Origin of the sequence: Planktothrix sp. FACHB-1365 (genome assembly GCF_014697575.1) — a bacterium.
Classification (GTDB): domain Bacteria; phylum Cyanobacteriota; class Cyanobacteriia; order Cyanobacteriales; family Microcoleaceae; genus Planktothrix.
In genome coordinates this window covers 138,796-154,959 of sequence record NZ_JACJSC010000002.1, presented here as the reverse complement: position 1 = coordinate 154,959, position 16,164 = coordinate 138,796, and the positions used below count along the sequence as shown (strand labels likewise).

Sequence of the window (16,164 nt, the reverse complement as noted above, 5' to 3'; positions counted from 1 at the left end):
CCTGTTCTTTCTATGAGCAAATTCAATGAAGAATTGAAGCTACTATTGCGATCGCGCTACGCGATTATTTATATCCCGACTTTAGAAGAAGAACGAGTCGAAACGGCCATTAAACAAGCCGCCAAAGAACAAGGAAATCGTGCGGTTTATGTTTGGGATTTTGTTGATGGATATCAAGAGGGAAATCCTAATGATTTAGGGGCAGGAAAGCGTAATCCTTTACAAGCGTTAGAATTTATAGAAAAATTGCCGGAAGCGATGCCAGCAATTTTTGTTTTAAGAGACTTTCATCGATTTTTAGAGGATATTTCGGTTTCTCGGAAATTAAGAAATTTAGCGCGAAATTTTAAATCTCAACCGAAAAATTTAATCATTATTTCTCCTCAAGTTTCAATTCCCTCTGATCTCAGTGAAGTTTTAACGGTTTTAGAATTTCCCTTACCAACTCAAGCTGAGATCAAAACAGAAGTTGAACGATTATTAATGGCAACAGGACATCCGATAGAGCCTCGGTTACTTGATGAAATGGTACGTTCTTTTCAAGGATTGTCTTTAGAAAGAATTCGGCGAATTTTAGCCAAAGCGATCGCTACTCATGGAGAATTACAAGCCGATGATCTGGAATTAATCTTAGAAGAAAAACGCCAAACCATTCGCCAAACTCAAATTTTAGATTTCTATGCAGCCCAAGAAAATATTTCCGATATTGGGGGTTTAGATAATTTAAAAGATTGGTTATTAAGGCGAGGAGGAGCATTTTCTGAACGCGCTAGACAATATGGTTTACCTTATCCCAGAGGATTATTATTAGTTGGAATTCAAGGAACTGGAAAGTCTTTAACGGCAAAAGCAATCGCCCATCATTGGCATTTACCTTTATTAAGATTAGATGTAGGGCGTTTATTTGCGGGGTTAGTGGGAGAATCAGAATCTCGTACCCGACAAATGATTCAATTAGCAGAAGCATTGGCACCTTGTGTGCTGTGGATTGATGAAATTGATAAAGCTTTTTCAGGAGTAGATGGAAAGGGAGATTCAGGAACAACAAATCGAGTATTTGGTACATTTATTACTTGGTTAGCAGAAAAAACCTCACCCGTTTTTGTTGTCGCAACGGCTAATAATATTCAATCTTTACCTGCGGAACTGTTAAGAAAAGGGCGATTTGATGAAATTTTCTTTGTGGGATTACCTTATCAAGAGGAACGAAAAGCAATTTTTGAAGTGCATTTATCTAAACTCCGACCTCAGAGTATTAAAAATTATGATATTGAACGGTTAGCTTATGAAACCCCTGATTTTTCGGGGGCAGAAATTGAACAAACTTTAATTGAAGCCATGCACATTGGCTTTAGTCAAAACCGTGATTTCACAACGGATGATATTTTAGAAGCCGCGAGTCAAATTGTTCCCTTAGCACGAACTGCGAAAGAACAAATTCAATTTTTGCAAGATTGGGCGGCGGCGGGAAAAGCGCGTTTAGCCTCTCGACAGAGTAGTTTAAATCGTCGTTTGTCCAGTTGATGAGATTAAGAAACCGGGTTTCTAACCTATTTTTTCCAGAGAAACCCGGTTTCTCCCCTTGTCCAATTGATGTTATCATGGTTGTTTTTAATCCTGTTAAAAATTCATGTATAGACCTGCTCCGAAAACTATGAATCTTTATGGTGTTTTTAAATTTATCGTTGGCTTTTTTCTGGCTATTTTAATTTTAGCGGGTGCAACGGTAGCAACAGCTTTATATTTTGCAGCGCGTTTAGCCGAATTGCCAGAACGTCCCACCTTTCCCAATGATAACCCTACCGCAAAAACAACTGCAAAAGCCCCAACTCCTAAACCTCAAGCCACTCCAACTCCAACCCCAACCCCAACCCCAGCAGAAGAAAAGCTGGAACCTGGTGCTTATCGAGCAATTGTGACACAGCCCATTGGTTTAATTTTACGCGATAGTCCGAGTACAGACGCGAACCGCATTGGGGGAATTGCTTATAACGAAAAAGTGGTGGTGTTAGGAGAAAGTGAGGATAAAGGATGGCAAAAAGTTCGGGTTTCTCAGGATAGCGATCGCACGGGATGGGTTAAAGGAGGAAACACAGAAAAAATTGAATCAGAAAACTAATATTTAATCAAATATGGTGAATCAATCTCTAAATTTTCTCCTTTTGAGATGGAGGATCTTCTTCAAAGTTCTCCCCTTTGTTGCCTTATTTTGCCTAATCAAATGGATAACTCATCAATTAGGATGGCAACTAGGAACCTTTGATAGTCAGATGGGTTCCTTGTTAGCGGCGGTAACATTTATTGTTGCTTTTATGTTAACGGGAACCTTAACCGATTATCGCATTTGTGAAGATATTCCTATCCAGATTGTTAATGCTATTGAAAGCATCCAAGATAGTAACCTTTATTTAGCAGCTAGAAAACCAGAATATGATCCTCAACCTCTAACTCAAGGGTTATCTAATATCGTTAAATCGATTTTACTTTGGCTAGAAAAAGCAGAACCTATTGAACAGATTGAAAAAAATCTAACCGATTTGAATCAATTATTTGTTACTTTTGCTATCAATTCTGATGCTCCCATTGTCGCTAGAATTCAAGGGGAACAAGCTAAAATTCGAGTTTTGATTGCCCGAATAGAACGAATTCGAGATACAAACTTTCTAACTCCAGCCTATCCCTTAATTCAAATTCTTTTAGTGTCATTTTTCATCACTTTATTAATTATTGGAACCGATGAATTTATGACTAATTTAATCATTTCTGGACTAATTTGTTTGTCTTTATCCTATATTCTGGTTTTAATTTATGACCTCGATAACCCCTTTGAATATGATGGTAAATCCAGTGCGGATGTTGACTTATCTTCTCTAAAAAAACTGTTAGAACAGTTACAACCGAATAGGTTAGAAGGTTTAATATTGTCTAACACCTTAATCGGTAGTGCTATACCAGAAAACGAAACATAATTAGTCTTCGGGTGTAATTCCTAATGCTCGTAATTGTTCGGCTAAATTTTCTGTTTCTTCAAGTGTTGGTTTTTGGTAATGTTATCGGAATTACTAATAATTTAAGTTTATGTAGCGATCTGATCACAGTCCCTTACCTAGCACAAGAAACCGGGTTTTTGTAGATAGCTTTATTAGTAACCGAAAGATTAAGGGAAAAACCCGGTTTCTGAGTCCCTTAGCTAGCACGAGAAACCGGGTTTTTGTAGATAGCTTGTTAAGTAACCGAAAGATTAAGGGAAAAACCCGGTTTCTGAGTCCCTTACTTAGCACGAGAAACCGGGTTTTTGTAGATAGCTTGTTAAGTAACCGAAAGATTAAGGGAAAAACCCGGTTTCTGAGTCCCCATTTCTGGATTTAAACTTGTGCGATCGCTTCAATTGCAGCTTCTAACGCTAAAGCAATATGTGTCCAATGGGTTCCTCCTTGACAGAACACAATATAAGGTTCTCTTAACGGCCCATCGGCGGAAAATTCCGAGGTACTCCCATCAATAAATGTGCCTCCCGCCATGACTAAATGACTTTCATATCCCGGCATTTCTGCGGGAACAGGTTCCAGATAGGAACCAATGGGAGAATACTGTTGAATAGCGCGACAAAAAGCAATTAATTTATCAGGAGAACCTAACTCAATGGCTTGAATCACATCCCGTCTCGGTTCAAAGGGTAACGGATTAACTCGATATCCTAATTGATGAAAAATATAGGAGGTTAAATGGGTTCCTTTTATCGCTTCTCCCACCATTTGGGGTGCTAAGAATAACCCTTGAAATAGAATTCGATTTTGATCAAAAGTAGCTCCCCCACTGCTACCAATACCCGGTGCAGTTAATCGACAAGTTGCCGCTTCAACTAAATCTTCTCTGCCAGCAACATAACCCCCCGCCTGAACAATCGTTCCCCCTGGATTTTTAATTAATGAACCTGCAATTAAATCAACCCCAACCGCAGGGGGTTCACGAGTTTCTATAAATTCTCCATAGCAATTATCAACAAAACAAATCGTATTCGGATTTTGTTGTTTAACACTCTGAACAATTTTCTCAATATCATCAATAGACAAACTAGAACGCCAGGAGTAGCCACAGGAACGCTGAATTAAAACGAGGCGAGTTTTCGCGGTTATTGCAGTGTTTAAGGCTTCCCAGTCTATTTTTCCCTCAAAAGTTAGATCCAATTGACGGTAAGATATGCCAAACTCTAATAATGAACCTTGACCTTGACCGCGCAAACCGATGACCTCTTCCAGGGTATCGTAGGGAGTGCCAGCCACCGCCAGCATTTCGTCCCCTGGACGTAAACAGCCAAATAAGGCACAAGTAATGGCGTGGGTTCCAGAAACAAACTGCACTCGTACCGCAGCCGCTTCTGCACCCATAATCTCCGCAAAGACTTGATCTAAGGTTTGACGTCCTAAATCATCGTGACCATAACCTGTAACGCCTGAAAAGTGATGGGTTCCCACTCGGTAACGACGAAAGGCATCTAAAACTCGTTGAAGATTATGCTTGACCTGCGTGTCAATACCAGAAAAAATCGGAAATAGTTCCTGTTCTGCTTCTTTTAGCTGTTCCATGCTAGATATGATCACCGAACTCACTTTGTTTGTGGGCGGTGCATATTATAGATGCCAATAGGACTCTTTCGTTTAAAAAAGCTCGAATTTTCGTTTCATGACGATTGCAACTTCACCTCAATATAAGCCCGATTGGATCACCATTGCTTTTATGGTGTTTCTCCATGCTGCCGCACTGTTGGCATTTTTGCCGAGTAACTTTAGCTGGGCTGCCGTAGGTCTAGCTCTATTTTTACATTGGGTAACTGGAGGCTTAGGAATTACACTAGGCTTTCACCGCCTAGTCAGCCATCGCAGTTTTGAAGCTCCCAAATGGTTAGAATATTTTTTAATCTTTTGCGGAACTCTAGCTTGCCAAGGGGGGCCCATTGATTGGATCGGGTTACACCGTCTCCATCATCAATATTCTGATCAAGAGCAAGATCCCCATGATTCTACCAAAGGGTTTTGGTGGAGTCACCTCGGCTGGATGTTGTTCCATACTCCAGCAGATGAACAAATTCCCCGTTACACCAAAGACATTGCAGACGATCCAGTCTATCTGTTTTTCCAAAAATACTTTTTGGTTATTCAGGTCATCTTTGGCATATTACTGTATCTGATCGGAGGTTGGTCTTTTGTCGTTTGGGGCATTTTCTTTCGGGTTGTGGTGATGTTTCACTGCACCTGGTTCGTCAATAGTGCCACTCACAAATTTGGGTATCAAACCTATGAGTCGGGAGATTCTTCCCGTAACTGTTGGTGGGTTGCGGTTGTCACTTATGGTGAGGGTTGGCATAATAATCACCATGCTTTCCAATATTCGGCCCGTCACGGTTTGCAATGGTGGGAAATTGATTTAACCTGGATGACAATTTCGCTGTTACAAGCGCTAGGGTTAGCCCAAAAAGTGAAATTACCCCCCGCCAATGCTGAAGCTCAACGCATTTAAAACTGCCGATTTCCTTGAACAACGTGTTTCAGGGTCATTAGGGCTTCTAAACCAATTAATCCACGACGATATCCTTTCTGGTTAGAAATCCCCAGAAAGATTGCGTCTCCCCGGTTTAAGTGACGGGAAAATCGAGGAGACGCATTAATAAAGGTCAAAGCACTATTGACATCTTGGGCAAATTTTCGACTTTCAGAGTAAGATTCGGTCGCTAAACAATTAGCGTGACCGCTACTATAGGTATTCATCCAGGCGATCGCTTTTTCTAAGTTTTCCACCACTTTAAAGGCAACAGTTCGTGTTAAATAGGGCTTTGACCATTCCGTTGTTTCGGAAGCGGTTAATTCGGTAAATTCTTGAGCCAGGGCTTCATCCCCACGCAATTGAAATCCGGCTTCCCTTAAGTTATTCCATAATCGGACTAAGGATGAGCTTTTTTGATTGGGATCAATCAAAACTTTTTCAATGGCATTAACCGGATCGGGTTTACTGTCATGACTATCTAATATCATCCATCGCACCGTATCTACACTCGTCGTTGATGACCAATATAAATAACAGTTTCCCATGGCGGAACGTAGGACGGGAACTGTAGATTGATTGACAACTTGCTGCACAAAATGGGGGCGTCCGTAGGGAATGACTAAATTGAGATATTGATCTTGGGTGACTAATCTTTGAATTGGGGCATTTTGTTCAGAAGGCAAAATTTCTAAACAACCTAAAGGAAGTCCTGATTCTTCTAACGCGATTTGCAACGTCTGAACAATCATATTATTAGAATGGGTGGCTTCTGTTCCGCCTAATAGCACTAAACTATTGGCTGTTTTTAAACAAAGTCCTGTTGCAATGGCCGCGAGTTCTGGGAAGGCTTCATAAATTAAGGCAACAACCCCCAAGGGAATATGTTGATAATAAGTTTGTCCCTGTTCGAGTTGATAGGAAGCGCTCATCACCCGACCAATGGGATCGGGTAATTGTCCCAGACGTTCTAAAATCTGAACGGTGGTTTCTAAGCGTTCAGGAGTCAGTTTCAGCCAGTCTGTAATTAATTCCGATAGTCCTAAATCTCGACTGGCTTCTAAGTCGAGGGTATTGGCTTCTAGGATATCATTCTGTCGCGATCGCAAAGCCTTCGCCATCAGTTGCAAGGCTCGACTCCGATCCATTCCTTTCGTTTTTGCTAATTCAAAACTAGCCAGGTAAGCACGACGCAAAGGATGGTCAGGAGCAAGGGAAGAGAAATCATCAATTATCATCGAGAATCACGCCTGTAAGCGAGCCAAACCATAAGTGCGGGTAACATCGCTAACAGTACAGCAACCATCGCCCATAACACAAGATTTGGCCCAGGTGAATACAAGGCTAATGGCAACCAGATCACTAACGGAACTAATAGCATTCCCAAAGCCATCGGTAAATAATGCGCCCTTAACCCTGGACTGGCTCTGTTCCATTGATGACCTGTCCAACGCCAAGCCTGTTTATAAGGATAATGGGTTGCGAGTTGTTCTAAACAATAACCGCTCTCATCGACAACAAAAATTTGCTGACAGCGATCGCAGCCAAAGGCTTCGGTCAGCGCAATGGGAACTAACCGCCCCCTCCGCCGACAGGGGCAAGGATAATCACCATTCAAATCAATCTTTTGAGCTTTTTGGGATGGCACAAGCGATTCATTAAGTTAATATTTTTGTAATAATTTGGATTGAAAATGCAACTGAAATCAATGATAGTCAACTTTAAGTTTGAACCGAAAGGGTTAGCTTTTGCTAACATTCTCTTTGGTTAAAGATTATATCACAACCCTTTAGAGTCTCACCCCTTCATCATCTAAACACGACTCAGCTTCCTGACTATTCTACCACTTCAGTTTTTTTATTTTTGTCTCTATCTAGTGTTTTCTATCTTAAGTGATAGCTCATCTTAATTTTTTGCTCGTATGCTTTCCTGGTTCCCTGGTTCCCTGGTTCAATCTAGCGATCGCAACTTTTACACTCTCAGGACTTACGCAACTGGCACAGCACACAATTGTATTTATGTTAATTCAAATAATGCCTTCCTACCCGACACTCGTAGCAAGTCAAAGCCCTTTTGCGTCATGGTTTGAACGATTAGTTGATTGATTTTTCTATCAAGAAGCCACGAATGACAGAATTTACAGGGCACTATGAAGTTCTTCTAGGGGAAACGTTGTAAAGAAGTGTAACAGCTTGAATGAATTTTTGATTATAAATTAACTCATTAAACTGTGAAGGTTTAAGGTTAAAATTAGTTTATATTCAGGGTTTCCAGGTGAAAGCTATAGCAAGGAATCGAGGTTATCTAAAGAATCTTACTTATAAGTTTCGTAAAATTAAGGTGTGATCTTTGTCAATCATCCTTTAGAATGAATATTGGAAAACAACTAAAAAAGTTAAGAGGCAGCATCAAAAAGGCTCTAAAAGAAACCTATGAAGATTTTGTTTGTTTTTGAGGTAATTGATGACATAGGAAATAAATTGTCAATCAATAAAAATTTAAAAGGAAAATAAGATGGGAAATTTTTATAATTTTGGCAAACCAAAACCGGAAAGAAAATTTAATTTTAACAAACCAATACCGACACCAAAACCAACACCAAAACCGGAACTTCCTTTTAAAGAGCCTGAGTTTAAAATTTTAGATGACTTTATTACATATTGCTCTATTTTCGATCCAACGATTTCAACGCAATCAGGAAAATTAATGGATCATGCTGCTGTGTTGTTTAATGATGAGCTATATATAAATCGAGATAGCATAATCATAAATTTATTTAATGAATTTAGCGATATTGGCTGTGCAATTCAAGACGTAGAAGATTGTTTATTATTTATTTGTAATGCTCCTTTTTATTTTGAGAAACCGAAAGAGTATTCGCTTAAAATTATTGAAGAGCGATTTTCTAAAAAACCTAAATTAAATACATCTTGGGAAAAACTAAGAAAATCGCAAGTACATTGCTTTAAAACTTATGCCCATTTTCGTGGTTCAGTTGACAATAAAATATTTCAACGTTGGCTTGTTTTAAAAACACCAACAAAGGATATTGAATATGCAAAATTACCAGAATATATGATGGGTTATGGAAATACTTTACCAGAAGCGGATTTAGAATTTTATAAAGCACGAATCAAATCATTTACTGATTCGCAAAGAACCATAAATTATTTTATTGATGAAAAAATTCCTTTGACAAAGCAGCGAATGTTTGACACTTGCAAAAAAATAGACCCTCTTGTCAACCCCAATACTGTTACATTTTCCTACTACGAATATGGATTTTCATATATTGAGTCATCTCATTTTAAATTATCATGTCAATCACAGACTCATAAATTTATTCTTAATGTTTATGGAGGAGATGCCACATGGGAAGTTATAAGGATTCTTAAAATTGAAGATAGGAACTATCCCGTTAATCTCGAATTTTCAGGTGAAGCACAAACATTGGAAGAAGCTAGTAATATATGTGAATTAAAATATCAAGAATGTATCAATAATGAGAAAGATTTGAGCAGAATAATTTCTTTCATGCAAGATGAGGAAATGCAAAAAGAGTTAATGATGGGTGATTTAGATAGCGGAGGTATTTTAAATGGTTTGATTGCTGAATATGGAGAAGATATTATTCCTGATCGTGATTGATTTAGTAAGTAAACAAAATTCATTACACAAAGTTCTTCAATACGGTGTGAAACATGATTGATAAAGAAAATAAAATTCAAGAACCCATTTTTAATATCGATATCGATATCGAAGAAACTGGTTTGTCTCGTGCAGAACGATATCGTCAACGTAATAATCAACGTGAGATACCTGTGAATCGATTTATTAAATATTGTTTTATATACGACCCATCGGTTGATTTAAATACGGGAAATAAATCAACATTTTTTATAAATCCTGACAGGTTGCCTAATCACTATTTTGACTCTCAAATTGACAAAACAAGACAAAGATTGATTTTATTAAATCTTCTGCAAATACCGAGTCTTAAAAAGTTAACAGAGCAATATATTGAATCTAACAATTGCGACAGAAATAGTCTTTTAGAAAAAGCATCAAATACAGTCACATATTATACTTGTTTTGCACCATATCGAATTTTAAATCCACAAGAGATAACTGCAAAATATTTAGAAGATTATAGTGGCAGAAAAATTAAATGGAACAACATAAACACTGATGAATTTGAAACTAGCCAGCTATTGTATTACAAGCAATATATTTGTTGCGAACATGAAGGAGAAAAAGGATGGATGGTTCTTTCCAGAAACCCAAAATTCAACATAAATGATTTCTATACGACAATAGGTATTGGCGAAAATATTGTAGAAGCTGACTTCAATTATCAAAATCAAAGAGCGAATTTATTTTTAATGAATATTGAATCAAATCGTTGCATATTTGATTCAGATACTCCTGTCAATATAGAGCAAATGAAAAATGAATGTAATAAGTACGATAAAAATATCAAAATAGATAGTTTTAAACATAAGTATATTAATATTTTTAATCCTAGCACTATTGAATTCGAGTTATTTTGTGAATCTGAACAATATGAATTTACAGTTGCTGTTTATGCTTCTTATATTAAGTGGACTGTAAAGACATATATAGAAAAAGCAGAGTTCGACATACCAATAAAAGCGACGGGAGAAACATTAAAAGAAGCCTTTGAAAAGTTAACAGCAAAGCATGAACGTCTTTCATCAGATTCAGAATTTATTCGCAAGAGAGTGGTGCGTATGCAAGAAGAAGAAATGCAAGATCTCTATAGAGAAAACTATGGCGTGTATCAAGACATGATTTCTGAATTTGGAGAAGATATTATTCCTGATCGCGATTAATTTAGTAAAAACGACATGACTATTTTAATACTCTTATTTGCTTATTGATTCTGATTCAAAATTGCCAAAATTTTTAATAAATTTTCACACTCTCTCTAATGTTTTTCCGAAAAGTTGAGGTTTGGGTAAAGGCTCATGATTGTTCAACGCCGACTCGATCAGGAGTTCTAAAACTTCTTGTGCATTCTTTAACGCTTCTTCATAGCTATCCCCATGGGTGTGACAATGTTCTCCCCATTCAGGAAGACTAACGACATAACACTGATCTTCTTCTGACCATTGAATAATAATAGTATAAGAGCTTTTCATTGTTGTTGATACTCCTTAATTTTAGCAAGTGTATTTAAAGCATTTATGTAGACTTTATTGACACCCCTGAACACAAAAAACCAGGTTTTTTGAATAAATATGAAAACTCCCCAGTTAACTCGATAAAGTTAATCTGAGGAGTCGTAAGGGTGCTTTAGCACCAACTCTATAATTTTAAGCGGGTGACGCGATTCGAACGCGCGACATTCACCTTGGCAAGGTGACGCTCTACCACTGAGCTACACCCGCAAACCTTTCACCTTTTCTATGATTCCAAAAATCTTTAGATTTGTCAACCCCTATTCCAAAATTTTTTTAATCCTAGGGTTTAAGGTGTTTCGGGCTGCTGCTTCTAGGTTTCCCCGGTCAAAGCGGGACTGGGACTAGCCGATAAAATTGCTGTAGAATCCACCGTTGTTGGGGGTAATGTTGAACTTTGCTTGATTTGACGCATTAAGTTTGCCATCTCAATGGCATCCATCGCATAGTTCCAACCGTGATTGGCCTTAATTCCGGCTCGTTCTAAGGCTTGCTGCATCGTGTCCGTCGTCAACACCCCAAAAATCACCGGAACACCCGTTTGAAAAGCCGTTGCTGCGATGCCTTTGGAGACTTCCGCCGAGACATAATCAAAATGGGGGGTTTGTCCCTTAATTACAGCCCCTAAACAAATAATCGCATCATAGCGACGGGTTAAGGCCAACTGATGGGCGACTAATGGAATCTCAAAACTTCCGGGAACCCAAACATAATCAACCTGTGTTCCCTGGGGATCAGGATCAATCCCATGTCGTTTTAAACAATCTTGACACCCTTCTAATAATTTGGTTGTGATTAAATCATTAAACCGACCAATCACCATCGCAAACCGCAGGGAGTCTGTTTGAGTAAAATTCCCCTCAAAAACCGTCATTCTTGTTATCCTTTGTTTAAAGACCCATGCGGAATTGTAGGTTAAATCGCTTAGGGGAATTGTCCTAAACCCTCTAACCCCCAATTCCGCCAATGAATTAAACTACTAAGTAGTTTAATACACCTACTAAAATGACCAATGCGAACCAAAGACCAGAACCCACATAGAGCAAAGGCTTAGATTGGCTCCAATATTGAGGGGCGGCATAGGCAAAGGGAACGCCCACCACCATCACAAAAGATAAAATCACCAGTGCCGCAAGGACAACTTGAAACAGAATTGTTAACATTTTTTTCTCCCAACTTGACTTGGCAGTAAGTAAAAATACTGCTGACAGGCTCACCGAATCCTGTTTAGCGGTTCATAGTTAAAACTACCAGAAATTGCCACCTCTGAGAAGTCGTTAAACTGTTACTCTCAGGAAGAGGGAAGTCGGGAAGACAAGGGCATCAGAAGACAAGGTAAACAGGGGTTATGGGTAATCAGTTAACAGTCCATCGTAAACATTAAGTTTTGTAACAAAAAAGACAAAATATATCTGTAGTGATCTGAAGCGCTTGTAAGAGGTGATGACAATTAATTGAGGGTTTGACCGGAATCACTTTTAAAATGCCAGCTTATTCCTATACTAACCAATATACTAACTAGCAAGGCAGTCATTTAAAAATAAATATTGCTAACCTGATCTTACTCCTTTTGCTTGTCAATGCCCATGATCGAATTGTTTTCTAGGCTTGACCTAAAACGATAGATCCTTGGGCAGTATAAGTTATAGAAGGGAACTGAGAACCTTGATAGTTCGTCATTCAGCAGTGGGCATCTCCTTGGTTAGCTAATCCCCGTAAGTGCAGCCTCTCAATTATCCAGATCAACTGAGATAGAAACTATGCCAGCCACTAAAATCTATGCCGACAATAACTCGAACCAGCCTTTTGAGGGCTATTCTGAACCTGAAGATCTTATAAATAATCACCTGGAGTCTGATGTGGATGATTTAATTGATCTGGATATAGAGGATGCCAGCGACGCTAAACTCCAGAAATCAGTGAATCGTCGCACAACGGATTTGGTTCGACTGTATCTTCAAGAAATAGGTCGAGTTCGTCTGTTAGGACGAGATGAAGAAGTATCAGAAGCTCAAAAAGTTCAGCGTTATCTGAGGTTAGTTGAATTACGGGATAATGCAGCCAGCCAAGAAGAAGGTGTAATCAACGTTTATGTGCGTCTGATTAAAACCCGGGATCAGTTATCCGCCCAGTTAGGTCATCGTCCGTCTTTAGAACGATGGGCGACAACAGGGGGGGTTGATGTGACTGAACTGAAGCCAATTTTAGCCGCCGGGAAACGACGTTGGGCGGAGATTGTGGGTTTAACCGTTGAAGAATTGGATAAAATTCAAGCCGAAGGTCTAAAATCCAAAGACCAGATGATTAAAGCCAATCTGCGTCTGGTGGTTTCGGTGGCGAAAAAATATCAAAATAGGGGTTTAGAACTCCTCGATTTAATTCAAGAAGGAACTTTAGGACTAGAACGGGCTGTTGAAAAGTTTGACCCCACACGAGGATATCGGTTTAGCACCTATTCTTATTGGTGGATTCGTCAAGGCATTACGCGGGCGATCGCAACCCAAAGCCGCACAATTCGTTTACCCGTTCATATTACCGAAAAACTCAACAAAATTAAAAAAGCCCAACGAAAAATTTCTCAAGAAAAAGGTCGTACTGCTACCATTGATGATATTGCAGCAGAGTTAGAGATGACTCCGATTCAAGTGCGAGAAGTCTTGTTACGGGTTCCTCGTTCTGTTTCTTTAGAAACGAAAGTCGGGACGGATAAAGATACAGAATTAGGGGATTTATTAGAAACCGAAGAGGTGACACCGGAAGAATTACTGATGCGAGAATCTTTGCATCGGGATTTACAACACCTGTTAGCAGATTTAACCAGTCGGGAGCGGGATGTGATTCTGATGCGCTATGGCTTAGGAGATGGCCATCCCTATTCCTTGGCTGAAATTGGCCGAGCGCTAGAGTTATCACGGGAGCGAGTTCGCCAAATTGAAGCGAAAGCGTTGCAAAAACTACGCCAACCGAAACGTCGTAACCGGGTTCGGGATTATCTGGAGTCCCTGAGCTAATCTGAGAACGCCAGAGCCGTCCGCAGTCAGACTTTAAAATCTGTTACCCTGAACTCTTTAGCCAGTTATTTTCAATAGCTGGTTTTTTTTGACAATCAGGAAATTTGTTGTGTATTATTGTCAGTATGCAAGCTTTATTGAAAACAGTTTAACGTATGGCTTTATATACAGCAGTCTCGTTTAAATCCGAACTCAATGATAAAGGCTGGCGGTTAACTCCCCAACGGGAAACGATTTTGCAGGTCTTTCAGAATTTACCGAAAGGAAATCATTTAAGTGCGGAGGATCTGTACAATTTATTAAAAAGTCGAGGAGAAGCGATTAGTTTATCAACAATTTATCGCACTTTGAAGTTAATGGCCCGGATGGGAATTTTACGCGAATTGGAATTAGCTGAAGGCCATAAACATTATGAAATTAATCAACCTTATCCCCATCACCATCATCATTTAGTTTGTGTTCAGTGTAATAAAACCATTGAATTTAAAAATGATTCCATTTCTAAAACCAGCATGAAGCAAGCGGAGAAATCGGGGTTTCATTTATTAGATTGTCAATTAACGATTCATACCATTTGTCATGAAGCTTTACGCATGGGTTGGCCGTCGCTAATTTCTAGTAATTGGACTTGTTCTAAAGCGATCGCAGATTGTGCTTCTGAAATGGATTTTGAATTAATGGAAGATGGGATCACCGATTAAATGGATTACACGGATTGCCGGGATTGAATTAGGAGGATGAGGGAAAGATAAGACTTATTAAAATCTATATTCAATCCGTGTAATTATTGTCAAAAGGAGTTACTATTTATAGTCCTCCAAATAGAACGGTATCTGCACTAGGCCCATAAAAGGCTCTGGCTTGTGCAACAGCTTGTTGTGTTGAACTATCGTAAATTCCATTAATAGGGCCATTATAAAGTCCCTGAATTCTTAATGTTTGTTGCAACTGTTGAATGTTGGTTAAACGGGAAACAGGGGGAGTCATTCCTACAACAACAACGGTACGAGTGGGGGTTGCAGAAACGGGTCGAGGATTAAATAAATAGGTTTGAGTTGTTGGGCCAGCAATTCCGTTGACTGTAATTCCAGCAGATTGTTGAAACCGCATTAAAGCATTTTGAGTTGTAGTATCAAAAAAGCCATTAATGGGGCCATTATAGTAATTTAGTTCGCGTAAACGTCGTTGAATTTTTCTCACTTCTGTTCCTGTATCCCCCAAAGAAACCATCGATAAAGAATTAGTAATCGGAGACATAGGACGTTGAACAATGGGGATCGGAAGGGTGACTGCTGAAGCAGATCGGTTAGTGTTGATGGCACTAGCGAGATATAAAGCCGTAGTCGGCCCTACTTCTCCGGTCACTTGAATACCATAAGCGCGCTGGAAGTTAATCACAGCTTGTCGAGTTGTTTGACCAAATACGCCATCAATAGCTCCGGTATAGTATCCTAATGATATTAATCGTCCTTGTAATATCCGAACAGCAGAGCCTTGGCTCCCTAATCGAAGAATATCATCAAACTGAGGATTAGAGGGAACCCCAGGAACATAAGCGTTTAAAGCTATTAATGTTGTGGATGTAGCCACTCCAGTCGCCGGAATTCCTTGACTTTGTTGAAACCGTTGAACAGCGACTTCTGTTCGGTCATCAAAATATGCTGTAATACTGCCATCATAAAAGCCGAGGTTTTGTAGTGCTTCTTGTAATGTGGCAACCGCAGATCCGTAATCGCCCAGTTGTAACGTTGTACCCGGTAAGATATCAGGGAGTGGCTGTGGTGTACTGTTGAGGAGGGCGAGGGTAGCTTCTGTTACTAAACCCGTTGCCGGAATATTATAATCCTGTTGGAGTCGAATCACCGCATTTTCCGTCACAGTTCCAAAGTTACCTGTAGGTTGTACAGTCAAATAACCCAAGGCTTGTAACCGTCTCTGTAAATCCGAAACACCGGGGCCACTATCTCCCCGTCCCAAGCCAATTAAGTCTCGATTACTGCCAGGATTAGAGGGTTCGCTGGTGACTAATCTCAAAGCTGCGAGAGTTTGGGGGCCAACAATCCCATCGGCGGTTAAACCATAATTTCGTTGAAAGCGAATCACCGCATCTTGAGTTAGACTGCCAAAATAACCTGTGACATTCGCATTAAAATAGCCCAGTTGTTGTAAACGTTGTTGAATTTGTCTGACTTGGGCTCCCGAATCTCCAGACATTACCAAAGCTTGGGCGGTTTGGGCGACGGTTAAGACTGAAACAGCTACCGCTAAACCGAGAAAGTAGCGGTAGGTTTGACTGGAAAGCTTTTTCCAATTAACGTCATTCAATCCTGGAAATGGATCAGAAGTTGGATCTTCATAGGTTAACGCTAAGGCGAGAAACGCATAGGATTCAATCATGGTTTTTGGGGGGAAAC

Annotated in this window: 15 protein-coding genes and 1 tRNA gene; 8 read left to right on the top strand and 8 right to left on the bottom strand. The window is 39.5% G+C overall.

The window, feature by feature from the left end; genetic code table 11:
• Window positions 1-12 precede the first annotated feature (12 nt).
• From H6G57_RS04955 to H6G57_RS04945, 3 genes are all read left to right on the top strand, one after another.
• The gene (locus tag H6G57_RS04955; protein ID WP_190516519.1) at window positions 13-1,524 is read left to right on the top strand and encodes an AAA family ATPase; all 1,512 of its coding nucleotides are present in this window, start codon (window positions 13-15) and stop codon (window positions 1,522-1,524) included.
• Window positions 1,525-1,654: 130 nt separating this feature from the next.
• Complete coding sequence (locus tag H6G57_RS04950; RefSeq protein ID WP_190516836.1) at window positions 1,655-2,119, top strand: SH3 domain-containing protein; 465 nt, start codon at window positions 1,655-1,657, stop codon at window positions 2,117-2,119.
• 151 nt (window positions 2,120-2,270) lie between these two features.
• Entirely contained in the window at window positions 2,271-2,969 is a 699-nt protein-coding gene (locus H6G57_RS04945; RefSeq protein WP_190516517.1) for a hypothetical protein, read from the top strand.
• A gap of 396 nt (window positions 2,970-3,365) precedes the next feature.
• Here the strand turns inward: H6G57_RS04945 and H6G57_RS04940 are convergent, their stop codons facing one another.
• On the bottom strand, window positions 3,366-4,586 hold the full coding sequence (locus H6G57_RS04940; RefSeq protein WP_199313986.1) for a methionine gamma-lyase family protein: 1,221 nt from the start codon (window positions 4,584-4,586) through the stop codon (window positions 3,366-3,368).
• A gap of 97 nt (window positions 4,587-4,683) precedes the next feature.
• Here H6G57_RS04940 and H6G57_RS04935 point away from each other — a divergent pair, with 97 nt between their 5' ends.
• Window positions 4,684-5,517, top strand: coding sequence for an acyl-CoA desaturase (locus H6G57_RS04935; RefSeq protein WP_190516516.1), 834 nt, complete (start codon window positions 4,684-4,686; stop codon window positions 5,515-5,517).
• On the opposite strand, the gene H6G57_RS04930 is transcribed toward H6G57_RS04935, so the two are convergent.
• Both H6G57_RS04930 and H6G57_RS04925 read right to left on the bottom strand, forming a co-directional pair.
• Entirely contained in the window at window positions 5,514-6,776 is a 1,263-nt protein-coding gene (locus H6G57_RS04930) for a glutamate-5-semialdehyde dehydrogenase (RefSeq protein WP_190516514.1), read from the bottom strand. The genes H6G57_RS04935 and H6G57_RS04930 overlap by 4 nt on opposite strands.
• A complete protein-coding gene (locus H6G57_RS04925) occupies window positions 6,773-7,186 on the bottom strand; it encodes a hypothetical protein (protein WP_072719228.1) in 414 nt (137 codons plus the stop codon). Before H6G57_RS04925 ends, H6G57_RS04930 begins: the two co-directional genes overlap by 4 nt.
• Window positions 7,187-8,052: 866 nt before the next feature.
• Between H6G57_RS04925 and H6G57_RS04920 the strand changes: the two genes are divergently transcribed.
• Window positions 8,053-9,186: a hypothetical protein gene (locus tag H6G57_RS04920; protein ID WP_190516512.1), complete on the top strand. Its 1,134-nt coding sequence runs from the start codon at window positions 8,053-8,055 to the stop codon at window positions 9,184-9,186.
• A 53-nt stretch (window positions 9,187-9,239) separates the two neighbouring features.
• Complete coding sequence (locus H6G57_RS04915) at window positions 9,240-10,391, top strand: hypothetical protein (protein ID WP_190516511.1); 1,152 nt, start codon at window positions 9,240-9,242, stop codon at window positions 10,389-10,391.
• An 84-nt stretch (window positions 10,392-10,475) separates the two neighbouring features.
• Here the strand turns inward: H6G57_RS04915 and H6G57_RS04910 are convergent, their stop codons facing one another.
• The 4 genes from H6G57_RS04910 to psbZ all read right to left on the bottom strand — a co-directional run bounded on the left by H6G57_RS04910 (window position 10,476) and on the right by psbZ (window position 11,902).
• On the bottom strand, window positions 10,476-10,700 hold the full coding sequence (locus tag H6G57_RS04910) for a type II toxin-antitoxin system HicB family antitoxin (RefSeq protein WP_190516509.1): 225 nt from the start codon (window positions 10,698-10,700) through the stop codon (window positions 10,476-10,478).
• 177 nt (window positions 10,701-10,877) lie between these two features.
• Window positions 10,878-10,949 (bottom strand) — tRNA-Gly (locus H6G57_RS04905).
• Between the two features lie 103 nt (window positions 10,950-11,052).
• Complete coding sequence (ribH, locus tag H6G57_RS04900) at window positions 11,053-11,613, bottom strand: 6,7-dimethyl-8-ribityllumazine synthase (RefSeq protein WP_190516507.1); 561 nt, start codon at window positions 11,611-11,613, stop codon at window positions 11,053-11,055.
• Window positions 11,614-11,710: 97 nt separating this feature from the next.
• Complete coding sequence (psbZ, locus tag H6G57_RS04895) at window positions 11,711-11,902, bottom strand: photosystem II reaction center protein PsbZ (RefSeq protein ID WP_072719225.1); 192 nt, start codon at window positions 11,900-11,902, stop codon at window positions 11,711-11,713.
• A gap of 597 nt (window positions 11,903-12,499) precedes the next feature.
• Here psbZ and sigC point away from each other — a divergent pair.
• Window positions 12,500-13,750: an RNA polymerase sigma factor SigC gene (gene sigC, locus H6G57_RS04890; RefSeq protein ID WP_190516505.1), complete on the top strand. Its 1,251-nt coding sequence runs from the start codon at window positions 12,500-12,502 to the stop codon at window positions 13,748-13,750.
• A gap of 155 nt (window positions 13,751-13,905) precedes the next feature.
• Window positions 13,906-14,451 (top strand): transcriptional repressor, encoded by a 546-nt coding sequence (locus H6G57_RS04885; protein ID WP_190516504.1) that lies wholly within the window; start codon window positions 13,906-13,908, stop codon window positions 14,449-14,451.
• A gap of 106 nt (window positions 14,452-14,557) precedes the next feature.
• Here H6G57_RS04885 and H6G57_RS04880 read toward each other — a convergent pair whose 3' ends face one another.
• Window positions 14,558-16,147, bottom strand: a complete 1,590-nt coding sequence (locus H6G57_RS04880; protein ID WP_190516502.1) for a peptidoglycan-binding protein — start codon at window positions 16,145-16,147, stop codon at window positions 14,558-14,560.
• Window positions 16,148-16,164: the final 17 nt, after the last annotated feature.

Bases quoted from the DNA above. Each gene is read 5' to 3' on its own strand.
- H6G57_RS04885 (WP_190516504.1), top strand. From the start codon at position 13,906: ATGGCTTTATATACAGCAGTCTCGTTTAAATCCGAACTCAATGATAAA.
- H6G57_RS04945 (WP_190516517.1), top strand. From the start codon at position 2,271: ATGGGTTCCTTGTTAGCGGCGGTAACATTTATTGTTGCTTTTATGTTA.
- H6G57_RS04930 (WP_190516514.1), bottom strand. From the start codon at position 6,776: ATGATAATTGATGATTTCTCTTCCCTTGCTCCTGACCATCCTTTGCGT.
- psbZ (WP_072719225.1), bottom strand. From the start codon at position 11,902: ATGTTAACAATTCTGTTTCAAGTTGTCCTTGCGGCACTGGTGATTTTA.
- H6G57_RS04955 (WP_190516519.1), top strand. From the start codon at position 13: ATGAGCAAATTCAATGAAGAATTGAAGCTACTATTGCGATCGCGCTAC.
- H6G57_RS04940 (WP_199313986.1), bottom strand. From the start codon at position 4,586: ATGGAACAGCTAAAAGAAGCAGAACAGGAACTATTTCCGATTTTTTCT.
- sigC (WP_190516505.1), top strand. From the start codon at position 12,500: ATGCCAGCCACTAAAATCTATGCCGACAATAACTCGAACCAGCCTTTT.
- H6G57_RS04920 (WP_190516512.1), top strand. From the start codon at position 8,053: ATGGGAAATTTTTATAATTTTGGCAAACCAAAACCGGAAAGAAAATTT.
- H6G57_RS04950 (WP_190516836.1), top strand. From the start codon at position 1,655: ATGAATCTTTATGGTGTTTTTAAATTTATCGTTGGCTTTTTTCTGGCT.
- H6G57_RS04935 (WP_190516516.1), top strand. From the start codon at position 4,684: ATGACGATTGCAACTTCACCTCAATATAAGCCCGATTGGATCACCATT.
- ribH (WP_190516507.1), bottom strand. From the start codon at position 11,613: ATGACGGTTTTTGAGGGGAATTTTACTCAAACAGACTCCCTGCGGTTT.
- H6G57_RS04910 (WP_190516509.1), bottom strand. From the start codon at position 10,700: ATGAAAAGCTCTTATACTATTATTATTCAATGGTCAGAAGAAGATCAG.
- H6G57_RS04880 (WP_190516502.1), bottom strand. From the start codon at position 16,147: ATGATTGAATCCTATGCGTTTCTCGCCTTAGCGTTAACCTATGAAGAT.
- H6G57_RS04915 (WP_190516511.1), top strand. From the start codon at position 9,240: ATGATTGATAAAGAAAATAAAATTCAAGAACCCATTTTTAATATCGAT.